Source organism: Mesorhizobium sp. CNPSo 4689 (assembly GCF_057784325.1).
The window spans coordinates 374,708-387,985 of record NZ_JBWLUZ010000001.1 but is presented as its reverse complement, the minus strand read 5'-3'; the positions used below and the strand labels follow the sequence as shown (position 1 = coordinate 387,985).

Below are 13,278 nucleotides of genomic sequence, written 5' to 3'. Positions count from 1 at the left end.
TTCACTCCTGGCCGCGCAAGCGGTGAATGTGTTCCACCAGTCCGGCAGTCGAGGCGTCCCGCTTTGCGGCATTCTCCTTGCTTTCCACGACAGGCAGCAGGCCGGTCGCAAGTTCCTTACCGAGCTCGACGCCCCACTGGTCGAACGAATTGATGTCGAACAGCGTGCCTTCGACGAAGACGCGATGCTCGTAGAGCGCGATCAGCCGCCCGAACGTATGCGGGTCGAGCTTCCTGTAGAGGATGGTCACCGAGGGACGATCGCCTGAGAAGACACGGTGCGGCGCGATCTTGTCGACATCGGCCGGCTTCATGCCCTTGGCCAGCATCTGCGCGCGCGCTTCCTCCAGCGTGCGGCCCTTCATGAGGGCTTCCGATTGCGCCAGGCAGTTGGCGAGCAGCAGGTCGTGGTGATGCTTGAGATCGGGTTCGTGGCCGACGGCGGCGGCGAGGAATTCGACCGGGATGACGTCGGTGCCCTGATGCAGCAACTGGAAGAAGGCGTGCTGGCCATTGGTGCCGGGCTCGCCCCAGACCAGGGGGCCGGTCGGCGTGGTGACCGCGCTACCATCAAGGGTCACGCCTTTGCCGTTCGATTCCATGTCGAGTTGCTGCAGATAGGCCGGCAGCCTGGACAGGCGCTGGTCGTAGGGGATGACAGCGCGCGCCGGATATTTGCAGATGACGCGGTGCCACCAGCCGATCAGCCCCATCAGCGCCGGCAGGTTCTTTTGCAGCGGCGCGGTGCGGAAGTGTTCGTCCATCTCATGTGCGCCGTCGAGAAAGGCGCGGAAATTCTTCGGGCCGATGGCGATCATCACCGGTAGGCCGATGGCGCTCCAGACCGAGTAGCGGCCGCCGACCCAATCCCAGAAGCCGAAGACGCGGTCGGCCTCGATGCCGAACTTCGCCACCAGGTCGAGTGCGGTCGAGACGGCGGCGAAATGCTTGCCGACGGCTTCCTTGCCGAGTGCCTTCTGCACCCACTTCCTGGCCGTCTCGGCATTGGTCATCGTCTCGACCGTGGTGAAGGTCTTGGAGGCGATGATGAACAGCGTGGTTTCGGCGGACAAGCCCTTCAGTGTGTCGTGGATATGGGCGCCGTCGATGTTGGAGACATAATGCGCGCGCGGCCCGTCGTGATAGGGCGCCAGCGCCAGGGTCGCCATGGCCGGGCCGAGATCGGAACCGCCAATGCCAATGTTGACGATGTCGGTGATCCTCTTGCCGGTGGCGCCGGCCGCCTTGCCGGAGCGCACGGCGTCGGCAAAGGCGCCCATCGCGTCGAGGACGGCGAGGACTTCCGTCTTCACATCTTGCCCGTCGAGCACCACGCCCTTGCCGCTGAGGTTGCGCAGCGCCGTATGCAGCACGGCGCGGCCCTCGGTGACGTTGATCTTCTGGCCGGAGAACATCGCAGCGCGGCGGCCCTCGAGATCGGCGGCCCCGGCCAATTTCTCCAGCAGGTCCATCGTCTTCGCGTCGACCGCGCATTTCGACCAGTCGAGCAACAGGTCGCCGTCGGTGGCGGAGAATGTCTCGAAGCGCTTAGGATCGGCGGCGAAAGCTTCGCGCATGCTGGCGGACGCGGCTGTGCGATGATCGCGCAACGCGGCGAACTGTTTTTGAAAGGACGATTGATCCACTGCAAACTCCGAGACCTGAGCCATCATTAAGGACCGGATGTTTCCGGCGCGTGTCGTCGCGACAATGTATTGAGCCGAATTCCATCCGGTTCAATGCGCGGCGGTGACGCAGTGCAGCATCAAAATCACGTGAAGGATCACTGGCATAAATCCCAGCGATTAGAAAAATTGATTGGCGCAACCCCTTGTGCCACGGTTACGTTCGGCTGGTCCAGCCAAGCGAAAAAGGCTGGCCATCGAGGAACATTTCCCATGCCACAGCGTAACGACACGGCCATATGGTCCGGCCTGTTCCGGATTTCTGCGGAATCCGGGCAGACCCTGCAGGCGCAGATCCGTCAGGCGATCGTCGCCGCCATCCTCGACCGACAGATTGCCGCTTCGATGCCGCTTCCGTCCTGCCGCATCCTGGCCGAAAAACTCGGCGTCGCCCGCGGCACGGTGGTGCTGGCTTTCCAGCAACTGGTCGACCAGGGATTCCTGGTGGCGCGCGAACGGCGCGGCCATTTCGTCAACCCGGATGTGCTGGCGACGCCGGCCAAGCCGCACCAGAAGGCGCCCGACCAGGCCAACGAGATCGACTGGAAGGCGCGCCGGCAGATCGCCGCCAGCGACATGCCGCCGCCGGCCAAGCACGACAACTGGATCAAGTCGTCCTACCCCTTCGTCTACGGCCAGTTCGACCCGGCACTGTTCCCGACCGCCGAATGGCGCGAGTGCAACCGCATGGCGCTGGCCGTACTCGAGATCCGCAACTGGGCCTCCGACATGGTCGACCGCGACGATCCGCTGCTGATCGAGCAGATCCAGGCCCGGCTGTTGCCGCGGCGCGGCATCTTCGCCAATCCGGACGAGATCATCGTGACGCTGGGCGCCCAGAACGCGCTCTACATGCTGGCTACGCTGCTGATGACCAAAGGCTCGAAGGTGGCGATGGAAGATCCCGGCTACCCGGACGCCCGCTCGATCTTCCGGCTGGCGGGCGCCGACATCCAGCCGGTCCCGGTCGACCAGTCCGGCATCGTCACCTCGTCCATCCCCAACGATTCCGGCTTTGTCTTCGTGACGCCCAGCCACCATTGCCCAACCATGGTGCCGCTGTCGGCCGAGCGGCGGCAGGACCTTCTGGCGCGCGCCAACCGCCACAACCAGATCATCATCGAGGACGGCTATGACAGCCAGCTTCTCGACGAAGCACCGCAGCAGGCGCTGAAGAGCCTCGATCGCTCAGGCCGCGTCGTCTATGTCGGCTCGATGTCGAAGACGCTGGCTCCTGGTCTGCGGCTTGGCTACATCGTGGCGTCGGCCGGGCTGATCGCCGAGCTTCGCGCGCTGCGCCGCTTCATGCTCCGGCACCCGCCGGCGAACAACCAGCGCGCCGTCGCGCTGTTCCTCTCGCTCGGCCATCACGAGGCGCTGGTGCGGCGGCTATCCTCCGCCTTCGACGAGCGGCGCAAGCGTCTGGTCCATGCGATTTCCGCCTTCCTGCCGGAATGGCGCTCGACCGACTCGGCCGGCGGCACGTCGCTCTGGCTCGAAGGGCCGCGCGGGACCGATTCGCGCGGCCTGGCCGAGGCGGCCGCCTCGCGCAGCGTCATCATCGAACCCGGCGACCGCTTCTTCGACAGGACCGAAAAGCCGTCGCGTTTCATGCGCTTGGGCATTTCCTCGATCGCGCTGCAGCACATCGAGCCCGGCATTCGGGAACTCGCGACGGCGGCAGGCCGCAGGCCGGCGGCAGCCTGACAGGCCGCTCGGAGCCAATTCACAGCGGGGCCGGAAACGGCCCCGTTTTCTTTTAGCGCCCTGGCATATGCGACGGAACCCTCTGGCTCATAGGCTGTGCCAATGCCGGCGGCATAGTCGAGCTATAAAGGGGACGAAGCAGGCCGAAGGTGGACCAACCACCGCCTCCTGCTTTGCAGCTAAAGGTGGAGTGCCTCCATGTCAGTGGCTCTTGAGAAGCAGGAAGCGTCGAGCGACCAGCGTTCGCGGCGCTCAGGCGGGCGCGAAGCGCGTCGCGCCATGCGGGCGGCACCGCTCGCCGACGACATCAGGCCGGTGCGCGCCGGCCTCGAGGGCGGCAGTTATGGACCGCTCAGCGAGAACGATCGCGAGCGCATCCACGAGGCGGTGCTGACGCTGCTGGAGACGGTCGGCTTCGCCAACGCCATTCCCTCCTGCATCGAAGCGCTGACCAAGGCTGGCGCCACTTACGGCGATGATGGGCGCATCCGCTTCCCGCGCGCGCTGGTACTGGACACGATCAAGAAGGCGGCGCGGCATTTCACGCTGCACGGCCAGGACCCGAAGCACGACATGCTGATCAAGGGCAAGCGCGTGCACTACGGAACGGCGGGTGCTGCCGTGCACCTGGTCGATGTCGAGAAGCGCGAATACCGCGAGTCGCTTTTGCAGGACATCTATGACGCCGCCCGCATCGTCGAAGGGCTCGACAACATCCACTTCTTCCAGCGGCCGATGGTGCCGCGCGACATTCCCGATCCGCTCGATATGGACTTCAACACGCTCTACGCCTGCGTGATGGGAACGTCCAAGCATGTCGGCACCTCATTCACGGTGCGCGAGAACGTGCAGCCGGCGCTCGAGATGCTCTACGCGATCGCCGGTGGCGAGGAGAATTTCCGCGCCCGGCCATTCGTGTCGAACTCGAACTGTTTCGTCGTGCCGCCGATGAAGTTCGCCGAGGACGCCTGCGGCGTGCTCGAAGCCTGCGTCGAAGGCGGCATCCCGATCCTGCTTTTGTCGGCCGGCCAGGCCGGTGCCACGGCGCCGGCGGCGATCGCAGGTGCGGTGGTGCAAGCGGTGGCCGAGGTGCTTGCCGGCCTCGTCTATGTCAACGCCATTAAGCCCGGCCACCCGGCGATCTTCGGCACCTGGCCGTTCGTCTCCGATCTCCGGACCGGCGCCATGTCGGGCGGCTCCGCCGAGCAGGCGGTGCTGACCGCGGCCTGCGCGCAGATGGCGCAATTCTACGACCTGCCGGGCGGCTCGGCCGCCGGCATGACGGATTCGAAACTGCCCGACATCCAGTCTGGGTACGAAAAAGGCATCACCGACGTGATGGCCGGTCTGGCCGGACTCAACCTCGTCTACGAATCGGCCGGCATGCATGCCTCGTTGCTCGGCTTCTGCCTGGAAAGCCTGATCATCGACAATGACATGCTGGGCCACTGCCTGCGCTGCGTGCGCGGTATCGAGGTGACCGATGAGGCGCTGTCGATCGATACCATCGCCGATGTCTGTCTGAAGGGGCCGGGCCATTATCTCGGCAACGAGCAGACACTCAGGCTGATGCAGACAGAGTATTTCTATCCAGCCGTCGGCGATCGCTTCTCGCCGAAGGAGTGGAACGAAAAGGGCCGACCCGACATATTGCAGCGGGCGATCATCGAGAAGAAACGCGTGCTTGCCGAGCGCTTCCCGCGCCACGTGCCGAAGCTGGTCGACGACAAACTGCGCGCCCGCTTCGGCGAGATGATCAAGCTGCCGCGCGGCGGCATGGGCGGTTGAGGCGCCTGTCTCGGAAACCGGTCAGTCGGCGCTCAGCCCGTAATGCTCGACCACTTCGGCGCTGATCAGCTTGGCATGCAGCGCCATCAGCACGATCTGCGCATCGAAGCTGTCGCCGGCTTCGAGGGCCGCCTCGATCCGGCGTTCCGCATCCAGCCGCCGCTCGGTGCCATTGGCCTGCTCGAATGTCTGCGGCCCGGCGATGCAGTAGGCGAAAAGCTGCGCCATGGATCGATAAGCGTCTGACGGCGGCTCGTCGGGCCAGTGGTCCTTCATCAGATTGACGATGGTGAGCTTCACGCCCTCCGGAACAAGGGCTGGATGAAGGTCTGCACCGCGCAGCGCCGCGTCGAGCTCCCTGAGGTCCCCCGAACGGCCGAACATTCCAAGGAAACCAAGGGAAGAGCGCCGTTTCGTCATGATGATCCTGTTCCGCTTTCAAACAATATGGGCACCGCGCGCCGCTATTGCACATGGCGGCGGATTGCCAGGAGCGATCGGGAGCCTATCTGGCGTAGCTGCAAACATGAGTCTGGCTTCGCCGGCCATCGACGGGACAGTGCATTCTGCGAGGAGAACCCATGAAGAAGACCTATCACGGCAGCTGCCATTGCGGCGCGGTGCATTTCGAGGCCGATCTCGACCTCGCCGAGGGCATCCGCAAATGCAACTGCAGCTTCTGCTGGAAGCTCGGCTACAGGAAATCCTTCACGGCCTTCGAGGCGCTGCGCGTAACGGATGGCCGCGACCGGATGCGGGAATACAAGGCGAGCCCATCCAACTGGCCGGAAGGCGACATCAACCATTATATGTGCCCGAACTGCGGCGCGAATTTCTTCTCCCGCGGCTACCTCGATTTCATGGGCGGCAATTTCTGGGCGGTGAATGTCGCTTGCCTCGACGACGTCCCCGAGGAGGAACTCGCCGCCGCACCGATCATCTACGAGGACGGCAAACGCGACCGGCAGGACCAACCGCCCGAGATCACCGGATATTTGTGAGCGGTCCCGGACCAAACCAGGAAGGCCGTCGTCAGGCGTGGGTCAGGTGTAAAAAGGGCGGCTTGATCAGATCAGATCAAGCCGCCCTTTGTCGCTTGCACGAGCGCCGCGATGTGCCGCTCAGTGGTTGTCGCGCGGCACACCCCTGGTGTGCGCCACATCCTGGTATTTCACCGCCGGCTTCAGCACCATGCCGGCCGAAAACTGGTCGACCATGCCGCGCTGGATCTCTTGCCACGGCGTCTGGTGCTGCGGATAGTGATAGCCGCCATTGTTCTGCAGCGCCGCGCGCCGCGTGGCGATCTCTTCGTCGCTGACGAGGATGTTGGCGGTGCCCTTGTTCAGGTCGATGCGAACACGGTCGCCGGTCTTGAGCAGCGCCAGACCGCCGCCTATTGCCGCTTCGGGTGAGGCGTTGAGGATCGACGGCGAGCCCGATGTGCCCGACTGGCGGCCGTCGCCGATGCAGGCCAGCGCGTGGATGCCCTTCTTGATCAGATAGGCCGGCGGCTGCATGTTGACGACCTCGGCACCGCCCGGATAGCCGATTGGGCCGGCGCCGCGCATGAACAGGATGGTGTGCTCGTCGATGCCTTGCGCCGGATCGTCGATGCGGGCGTGGTAGTCCTCCGGCCCGTCGAAGACCATGGCGTTGCCCTCGAAGGCCTCCGGGTCCTTCGGGTTGGAGAGATAGCGCTCGCGGAATTCCGGCGAGATGCCGCTGGTCTTCATGATCGCCGAATCGAACAGATTGCCCTTCAGGTTGATGAAGCCGGCATTGGCCTTGAGCGGCTTGGCGACGGTGCGGATGACGTCGGCATTCTCGTTGGCCACGCCCTTGCAATTGTCGCCGATCGACTTGCCGTTGGCGGTCACGGCATCGGGATGCGGCAACAGCCCGGCCTTCAGCAATTCGGCGACCACGGCCGGCACGCCGCCGGCATGGTGATAATCCTCGCCGAGATATTCGCCCGTCGGCTGCAGATTGACGATCAGCGGCACATTGAGACCGACCGTCTGCCAGTCGTCATTGTCGAGCGGGACGCCAAGATGGCGGGCGATGGCATTGAGATGGATCGGCGCGTTGGTCGAGCCGCCGATGGCGGAATTGACGACGATGGCGTTCTCGAAGGCCTGCCGCGTCATGATGTCGGACGGCTTCAGATCCTCATGCACCATCTCGACGATGCGTCTTCCGGTCTCGTAGGAAATCTGGCCGCGCTCGCGGTAGGGCGCCGGAATGGCGGCCGAACCCGGCAATTGCATGCCAAGCGCCTCGGCCAGCGAGTTCATGGTGGTGGCGGTGCCCATGGTGTTGCAATAGCCGGTGGACGGCGCCGAGGAGGCGACGATGTCCATGAACTCGTCATAGTCGATCTCGCCGGCCGACAGGCGCTGGCGCGATTCCCAGACGATGGTGCCGGAGCCGGTGCGCTTGCCCTTGTGCCAGCCATTGAGCATCGGGCCGACCGACAGCGCGATCGCTGGAATGTTGACCGTGGCCGCCGCCATCAGCATGGCGGGCGTTGTCTTGTCGCAACCGATGGTGAGCACGACGCCGTCGAGCGGATAGCCGTACAGCACCTCGACCAGGCCGAGATAGGCAAGATTGCGGTCGAGGGCTGCTGTCGGGCGCTTGCCGGTCTCCTGGATCGGATGGCACGGGAACTCGAAGGGGATGCCGCCCATCGAGACGATGCCTTCGCGCACGCGCTTGGCCAGTTCGATGTGGTGGCGGTTGCAGGGCGACAGATCCGAGCCGGTCTGGGCGATGCCGATCAGCGGCTTGCCCGACATCAGCTCGGCCCGCGTCAGGCCGTAGTTCAGGTAGCGCTCGAGATAAAGCGCCGTCATGCCGGGGTTATCGGGGTTGTCGAACCACTCCTGCGAGCGAAATTTCTTTTTTCTGGTGGGGGCGCCGGCCATCATGGTCTCCATATTTGTAGGACAAATCGATATGGCAACGCGCGGAAGCAGGCAAGAGGCATGCGCGATCCGGACCAACACTTTGGTGCGATAGACACAACAGCGCCCCTGCGCTAGGGCTTCGGGCCAATCTTTCCGGGAGGTTTTTGATGGCTTTGGTGATCGAAGGCGAGGAACGCATCGCCGCACCCCTGCAAAAAGTGTGGGAAGCATTGAACGACCCCGATATCCTCAAGGACACCATCCCCGGCTGCCAGAGCCTGGAAATGAAGTCGGCCACCGAGATGGCGGCGACAGTGGTGCTGAAGATCGGCCCGATCAAGGCGACGTTCAACGGCGAAGTGACGCTGAAAAACCTCAAGCCGCCGCATTCCTACACGATCCAGGGCGAGGGCAAGGGCGGCATCGCCGGCTTCGCCAAGGGCGGCGCCGACGTGACGCTGACATCAGACGGGCCGGAAACGACGGTGCTCAAATACGCTGCCAAGGCCGATGTCGGCGGCAAGATCGCCCAGCTCGGCAGCCGGTTGATCGAATCGACGTCGAAGAAGCTTGCGGGACAGTTTTTCTCGAGCTTTGGCGAGAAAGTGGGCGGCTGAGCCGCGGCCGACTTACTCGAACACGATGCTTGGCACCGCGGCTTCCGCCGCGCCGCGTTCCTCATTGACCCGGTCCCATACCTTAGCTGCGATATCCCGATAGATCTTCGCTTCGGCGCTCTCCGGCTTCGAGACCACCACCGGCGTGCCGGCATCCGAGCTTTCGCGGATGCCCATTTCGAGCGGCACCTCGCCGAGGAAGGTGACGCCGAGGCGCTCGGCTTCGCGGCGGGCGCCGCCATGGCCGAAAATGTCGTAGCGCTTGCCGGTGTCGGGGGCGAGGAAGTAGCTCATGTTCTCGACGATGCCGAGCAGCGGCACGTCAACCTTCTTGAACATGTTGAGGCCTTTTCGCGCGTCGATCAGGGCGAGGTCCTGCGGCGTCGAGACGATGACGGCGCCGGCCAGCGGCACCTGCTGCGCCATGGTCAGCTGGGCGTCGCCGGTACCAGGCGGCATGTCGACGACCAGCACGTCGAGCGGACCCCACTCGACCTCGCGCAGCATCTGCGTCAGCGCCGACATCACCATCGGCCCGCGCCAGATCATCGGCGTCTCTTCGTCGACCAGGAAGCCCATCGACATCACCTTGAGGCCATAATTCTCCATCGGTTTCAGGATCTTGCCGTCGACAGTCTGCGGCCGGCCATGGATGTTGAGCAGCCTTGGCATGGACGGGCCGTAAATGTCGGCGTCGAGCACGCCCACCTTCAGGCCGTTGGCCGCCAGCCCAAGCGCCAGGTTGACGGCGGTGGTCGACTTGCCGACGCCGCCCTTGCCGGAGGCAACGGCGATGATCGCCTCGATGCCGGGCACGCCACGCTTGCCGTGGCTGTGCGAGGCCGGCGCCTGCGGCGCGGGCCGCGCGGGTGCTGCCGGCGCCAGCCGTGGTGCGGGACGCGGCGGAACCGGAGCCTCCATGCCACCGCCTTTTTTCTCGGCGGTCAGCGCGACGATGGCGCCGGCAACGCCGGGGATCGCCTTGACCACCCGCTCGGCAGCGGCGCGCAGCGGCTCCATTTCCTGCGCGCGGGCAGCGGGAACGGTGATCGAGAAGAACACTTTGCCATCGGCGATGAAAATCTCGGAAACCATGCCGAGGTCGACGATATTGCCGGTGAAGTCCGGCCCGTTGACCGTCTTCAGGCGCTCGATGACGATTTCCTTGGTAACGGACATCAGATCTTCCTTATGCAAGCTCGCGCCTGAGATAGTGCAGTTTCCGGACAGAACCAAGCCGTGGAGCAACGGCCGGCCTGGTGTGCCCCGGAAAACGACGGAAGCTGTCGGATTTGCCTGATCGACGGTCGCCAACCATCCGGCGCGACCTATCTGAAGGAGCAGCATGAGCACGACATCAAGGGAAGGAGACGGATCATGCTCGCAAACAGCAACGCAACGGCCAATCTCGCGGTGAAGGACCTGGCGAAGGCAAAAGCCTTTTACGAAGGGACGCTGGGCCTCAAACAGGTGGACGACATGGGCGACGAACTGGTCGTGTACAAAAGCGGCGACACCGTCATCAATGTCTATCATTCCGAATTCGCCGGAACCAACAAGGCGACGGCGGTGACCTGGACGGTCGGCGACGAGATCGGCGCCGTCGTCAAAACGCTGAAATCGAAAGGCGTCGCCTTCGAGCACTATGAGATGCCCGGCCTTTCGCTCGAAGGCGATATCCATGTCGGCTACGGCATGAAGGTCGCCTGGTTCAAGGACCCGGACGGCAACATCCTGAATCTGGTGGACAAATAGACTCCGGCGTTCGCTGCGCGTCAGCGCGCCAGGCCGGTGACAAAATAGGTGAGTGCCGAAATCGCCGCAGTCGCCGGCAAAGTGACGATCCAGGCGATGACGATGTTGCCGGCAATGCCCCAGCGCACCGCCGAGACGCGACGGGCGGCGCCGACGCCGATGATTGCGCCGGTAATGGTATGCGTGGTCGAAACGGGAATGCCGAGCCATGTGGCGGCAAACAGGGTGATGGCGCCGCCGGTCTCGGCGCAGAAGCCCTGCATCGGGTTCAGCCGGGTGATCTTCGAGCCCATGGTGTGGACGATACGCCAGCCGCCGAACAATGTGCCCAGCGCCAGAGCCGACTGACAGGTGAGGACGACCCACAGCGGTACGTAGAAATTCGCGCCAAGCATGCCTTGCGAATAGAGCAGCACGGCAATGATGCCCATGGTTTTCTGGGCGTCATTGCCGCCGTGCCCGAGCGAATAAAGCGAGGCGGAAACGAATTGCATGACGCGGAAGGTGCTGTCCACGGCGAACGGCGTCTGGCGCACGAACAGCCATGAAACGACAAGGACCAGGACAAGCGCCAGAACAAACCCGGTCGCCGGCGACAGGACGATGGCGGCCGTGGTCTTGCCCAGCCCGCTCCAGACGATGGCGCCGATGCCTGCCTTGGCAACGCCGGCGCCGACCAGCCCGCCGATCAGCGCATGCGAGCTGCTCGAAGGGATGCCGACAATCCAGGTGACAATGTTCCAGACGATGGCGCCGACGAGCGCTGCGAAGATCACTGCCGGCGTGACGATGCCGACGTCGACGATGCCCTTTCCCACAGTTTCGGCGACATGAAGGCCGAAGAACATGAAGGCGATGAAGTTGAAGAAGGCCGCCCACAGCACCGCATATTGCGGCCTCAGCACGCGGGTCGAGACGATGGTGGCGATGGAGTTGGCGGCATCGTGCAGGCCGTTGAGAAAGTCGAAGAACAGCGCGACCGCGACGAGGCCGACCAGCACGGGGAAGGCAATGGTGACTTCCATCGCCTATACATTCTCGATGACGATGCCGCTGATCTCGTTGGCGACGTCCTCGAAACGGTCGACAACCTTTTCCAGCTGGCCGTAGATCTCGCTGCCGATCAGGTAAGCCATCGGATCGCTGCGGCCATGCCGCTTGAACAGGTCCTTCAGCCCCTGCTCGTGCAGATCGTCGGCCCGGCCTTCCGCACGCATGACCTCTTCGGCGATGGCGTTGAGGCGCACCGTGTGCGCTCCGACCTTGCTGAGCAGCGGGATCGCCTCGGCGACCAGCTTGGCCGTATCGACGATGACGCCGCCCATCTCCTGCATCAGCGGGTCGAATTCCTTCCTTTCGAACAGCTTCACCGTCTTGACGGTCTTGTGCATCATGTCGATGGCATCATCCATCGACTGGATCAGGTCTTTGATGTCGCCGCGATCGAAAGGCGTGATGAAGGAGCGCCGCACCGCCAGCAGGACTTCCGCTGTGATATGATCGGCCTCGTCTTCAAGATCGATGATCTTCTGACACCAGCGATCGATGTCCTTGCCCTGCAGAAGCTGCTCCAGTGCCTCGGCGCCGCCAACCACGGTGCGGGAATGTCGTTCGAACAGGTCGAAGAAACGATCTTCGCGCGGCAGCAGCTTGCGGAACCAGCCTAGCATGGTTGATCTCCCAGTTTCATCCACATAGCGCCGCATATCGCCGCTGGAAACAGTAAGCCGGCTGAAAGATGTGGATGCGCAGCAGTTGCGCATACCGCTTGCGGCGAAGGACAATTTCCCCGACCTTGCGCGGAACGACCGGAAAGATGGCATGATCGACAAGCTGGAATTCTTCATCGCTCTGGCCAAGGAAGAGCATTTCGGCCGGGCCGCAGAAGTATGCGGCGTTACCCAGCCGACGCTCTCGGCCGGCATCAAGCAGCTGGAAGGCCAGCTTGGCGTCATGCTGGTGCTGCGCGGCTCACGCTTTCAGGGGCTGACGCCGGAAGGCAAGCAAGTGCTGGTGTGGGCGCGACGCATCGTCGGCGACAGCCGCACCATGCGCGAGGAGATGCGCGCGGCGCGACACGGGCTTTCCGGCCGCATCCGCATCGCCGCCATCCCGACGGCTTTGGCCATGGTGGCGCGGCTGACGACACCGTTTCGCGAAAAGCATCCGGGCGTCACCTTCTCGGTGCTGTCGCGCACCTCGATCGAGGTGCTGTCGCTGCTCGGCAATTTCGATATCGATGCCGGCATCACCTATCTCGACAACGAGCCGCTGGGGCGGGTGACCAGCGTGCCGCTCTATGACGAGCGCTACCAACTGATCACGGCGGTGGGAAACCCCTATTCCGACCGCGACAAAGTGACATGGGCGGAAATCAGCCAATTGCCGCTCTGCCTTTTGACGCCGGACATGCAGAACCGTCGCATCATCGACCAGCATCTGGCGGAGGCCGGCGTGCAGGTGCGGCCGACGCTCGAATCCAACTCGATGATCGTCTTGTTTTCGCATATCCGCACCGGCAAATGGTCCTCGATCATGCCGCTCAACCTTGCGGAAACATTCGGCTTTTCCGAACCGATCCGGGCCATTCCGATCGTCGAACCGGATGCCAGCCATACTGTCGGGCTGGTGGCGACGCCGCGCGAGCCGCACACGCCGCTGGTCCAGGCGCTACTGGACGAGGCGATGGCGCTGGCGGACGATTTCCACGCCCGCCGCTGAGCTAGACAGTGCTGGCTGAACAGACTTGATAGAAAATTTCTATCAAGCAACGGATAAGCCTTATTGATTCCAGAGGTTTCCTCTGATTTTGTAAAGA

At 63.7% G+C, this 13,278-nt stretch carries 12 protein-coding genes; 6 read left to right on the top strand and 6 right to left on the bottom strand.

Translation table 11 applies throughout. The annotated features are described in order from the left end of the window. Nucleotide 1: 1 nt before the first annotated feature. On the bottom strand, nt 2-1,645 hold the full coding sequence (gene pgi, locus AC04SI_RS01770; RefSeq protein WP_488473833.1) for a glucose-6-phosphate isomerase: 1,644 nt from the start codon (nt 1,643-1,645) through the stop codon (nt 2-4). A 252-nt stretch (nt 1,646-1,897) separates the two neighbouring features. Here pgi and pdxR point away from each other — a divergent pair, with 252 nt between their 5' ends. Both pdxR and AC04SI_RS01760 read left to right on the top strand, forming a co-directional pair. Then, on the top strand, nt 1,898-3,391 hold the full coding sequence (gene pdxR, locus AC04SI_RS01765) for a MocR-like pyridoxine biosynthesis transcription factor PdxR (RefSeq protein WP_404275162.1): 1,494 nt from the start codon (nt 1,898-1,900) through the stop codon (nt 3,389-3,391). 198 nt (nt 3,392-3,589) lie between these two features. Next, nucleotides 3,590-5,179 carry a trimethylamine methyltransferase family protein gene (locus AC04SI_RS01760; protein WP_404275160.1) on the top strand — a complete coding sequence of 530 codons (1,590 nt, stop codon included), beginning with the start codon at nt 3,590-3,592 and terminating at the stop codon, nt 5,177-5,179. A gap of 21 nt (nt 5,180-5,200) precedes the next feature. Here AC04SI_RS01760 and AC04SI_RS01755 read toward each other — a convergent pair whose 3' ends face one another. Further along, entirely contained in the window at nt 5,201-5,599 is a 399-nt protein-coding gene (locus tag AC04SI_RS01755) for a hypothetical protein (protein ID WP_404275158.1), read from the bottom strand. Nucleotides 5,600-5,760: 161 nt separating this feature from the next. On the opposite strand from AC04SI_RS01755, the gene AC04SI_RS01750 reads away from it, so the two are divergent. Then, nucleotides 5,761-6,180 (top strand): GFA family protein, encoded by a 420-nt coding sequence (locus AC04SI_RS01750; protein ID WP_404275156.1) that lies wholly within the window; start codon nt 5,761-5,763, stop codon nt 6,178-6,180. A gap of 120 nt (nt 6,181-6,300) precedes the next feature. Here the strand turns inward: AC04SI_RS01750 and AC04SI_RS01745 are convergent, their stop codons facing one another. Further along, on the bottom strand, nt 6,301-8,106 hold the full coding sequence (locus AC04SI_RS01745) for an IlvD/Edd family dehydratase (protein WP_404275154.1): 1,806 nt from the start codon (nt 8,104-8,106) through the stop codon (nt 6,301-6,303). Between the two features lie 149 nt (nt 8,107-8,255). Here AC04SI_RS01745 and AC04SI_RS01740 point away from each other — a divergent pair, with 149 nt between their 5' ends. Beyond that, on the top strand, nt 8,256-8,705 hold the full coding sequence (locus AC04SI_RS01740; protein WP_404275152.1) for an SRPBCC family protein: 450 nt from the start codon (nt 8,256-8,258) through the stop codon (nt 8,703-8,705). A gap of 12 nt (nt 8,706-8,717) precedes the next feature. On the opposite strand, the gene AC04SI_RS01735 is transcribed toward AC04SI_RS01740, so the two are convergent. After that, on the bottom strand, nt 8,718-9,884 hold the full coding sequence (locus AC04SI_RS01735; RefSeq protein WP_404275151.1) for an Mrp/NBP35 family ATP-binding protein: 1,167 nt from the start codon (nt 9,882-9,884) through the stop codon (nt 8,718-8,720). A gap of 198 nt (nt 9,885-10,082) precedes the next feature. On the opposite strand from AC04SI_RS01735, the gene AC04SI_RS01730 reads away from it, so the two are divergent. Beyond that, nucleotides 10,083-10,460 carry a VOC family protein gene (locus AC04SI_RS01730; RefSeq protein WP_404275149.1) on the top strand — a complete coding sequence of 126 codons (378 nt, stop codon included), beginning with the start codon at nt 10,083-10,085 and terminating at the stop codon, nt 10,458-10,460. Between the two features lie 20 nt (nt 10,461-10,480). Here the strand turns inward: AC04SI_RS01730 and AC04SI_RS01725 are convergent, their stop codons facing one another. Both AC04SI_RS01725 and AC04SI_RS01720 read right to left on the bottom strand, forming a co-directional pair. Continuing rightward, nucleotides 10,481-11,485, bottom strand: a complete 1,005-nt coding sequence (locus AC04SI_RS01725) for an inorganic phosphate transporter (protein ID WP_404275147.1) — start codon at nt 11,483-11,485, stop codon at nt 10,481-10,483. A gap of 3 nt (nt 11,486-11,488) precedes the next feature. After that, nucleotides 11,489-12,130 carry a DUF47 domain-containing protein gene (locus AC04SI_RS01720; protein WP_258605024.1) on the bottom strand — a complete coding sequence of 214 codons (642 nt, stop codon included), beginning with the start codon at nt 12,128-12,130 and terminating at the stop codon, nt 11,489-11,491. A 151-nt stretch (nt 12,131-12,281) separates the two neighbouring features. Here AC04SI_RS01720 and AC04SI_RS01715 point away from each other — a divergent pair, with 151 nt between their 5' ends. Next, nucleotides 12,282-13,181 carry a LysR family transcriptional regulator gene (locus AC04SI_RS01715; protein ID WP_006202846.1) on the top strand — a complete coding sequence of 300 codons (900 nt, stop codon included), beginning with the start codon at nt 12,282-12,284 and terminating at the stop codon, nt 13,179-13,181. Nucleotides 13,182-13,278: the final 97 nt, after the last annotated feature.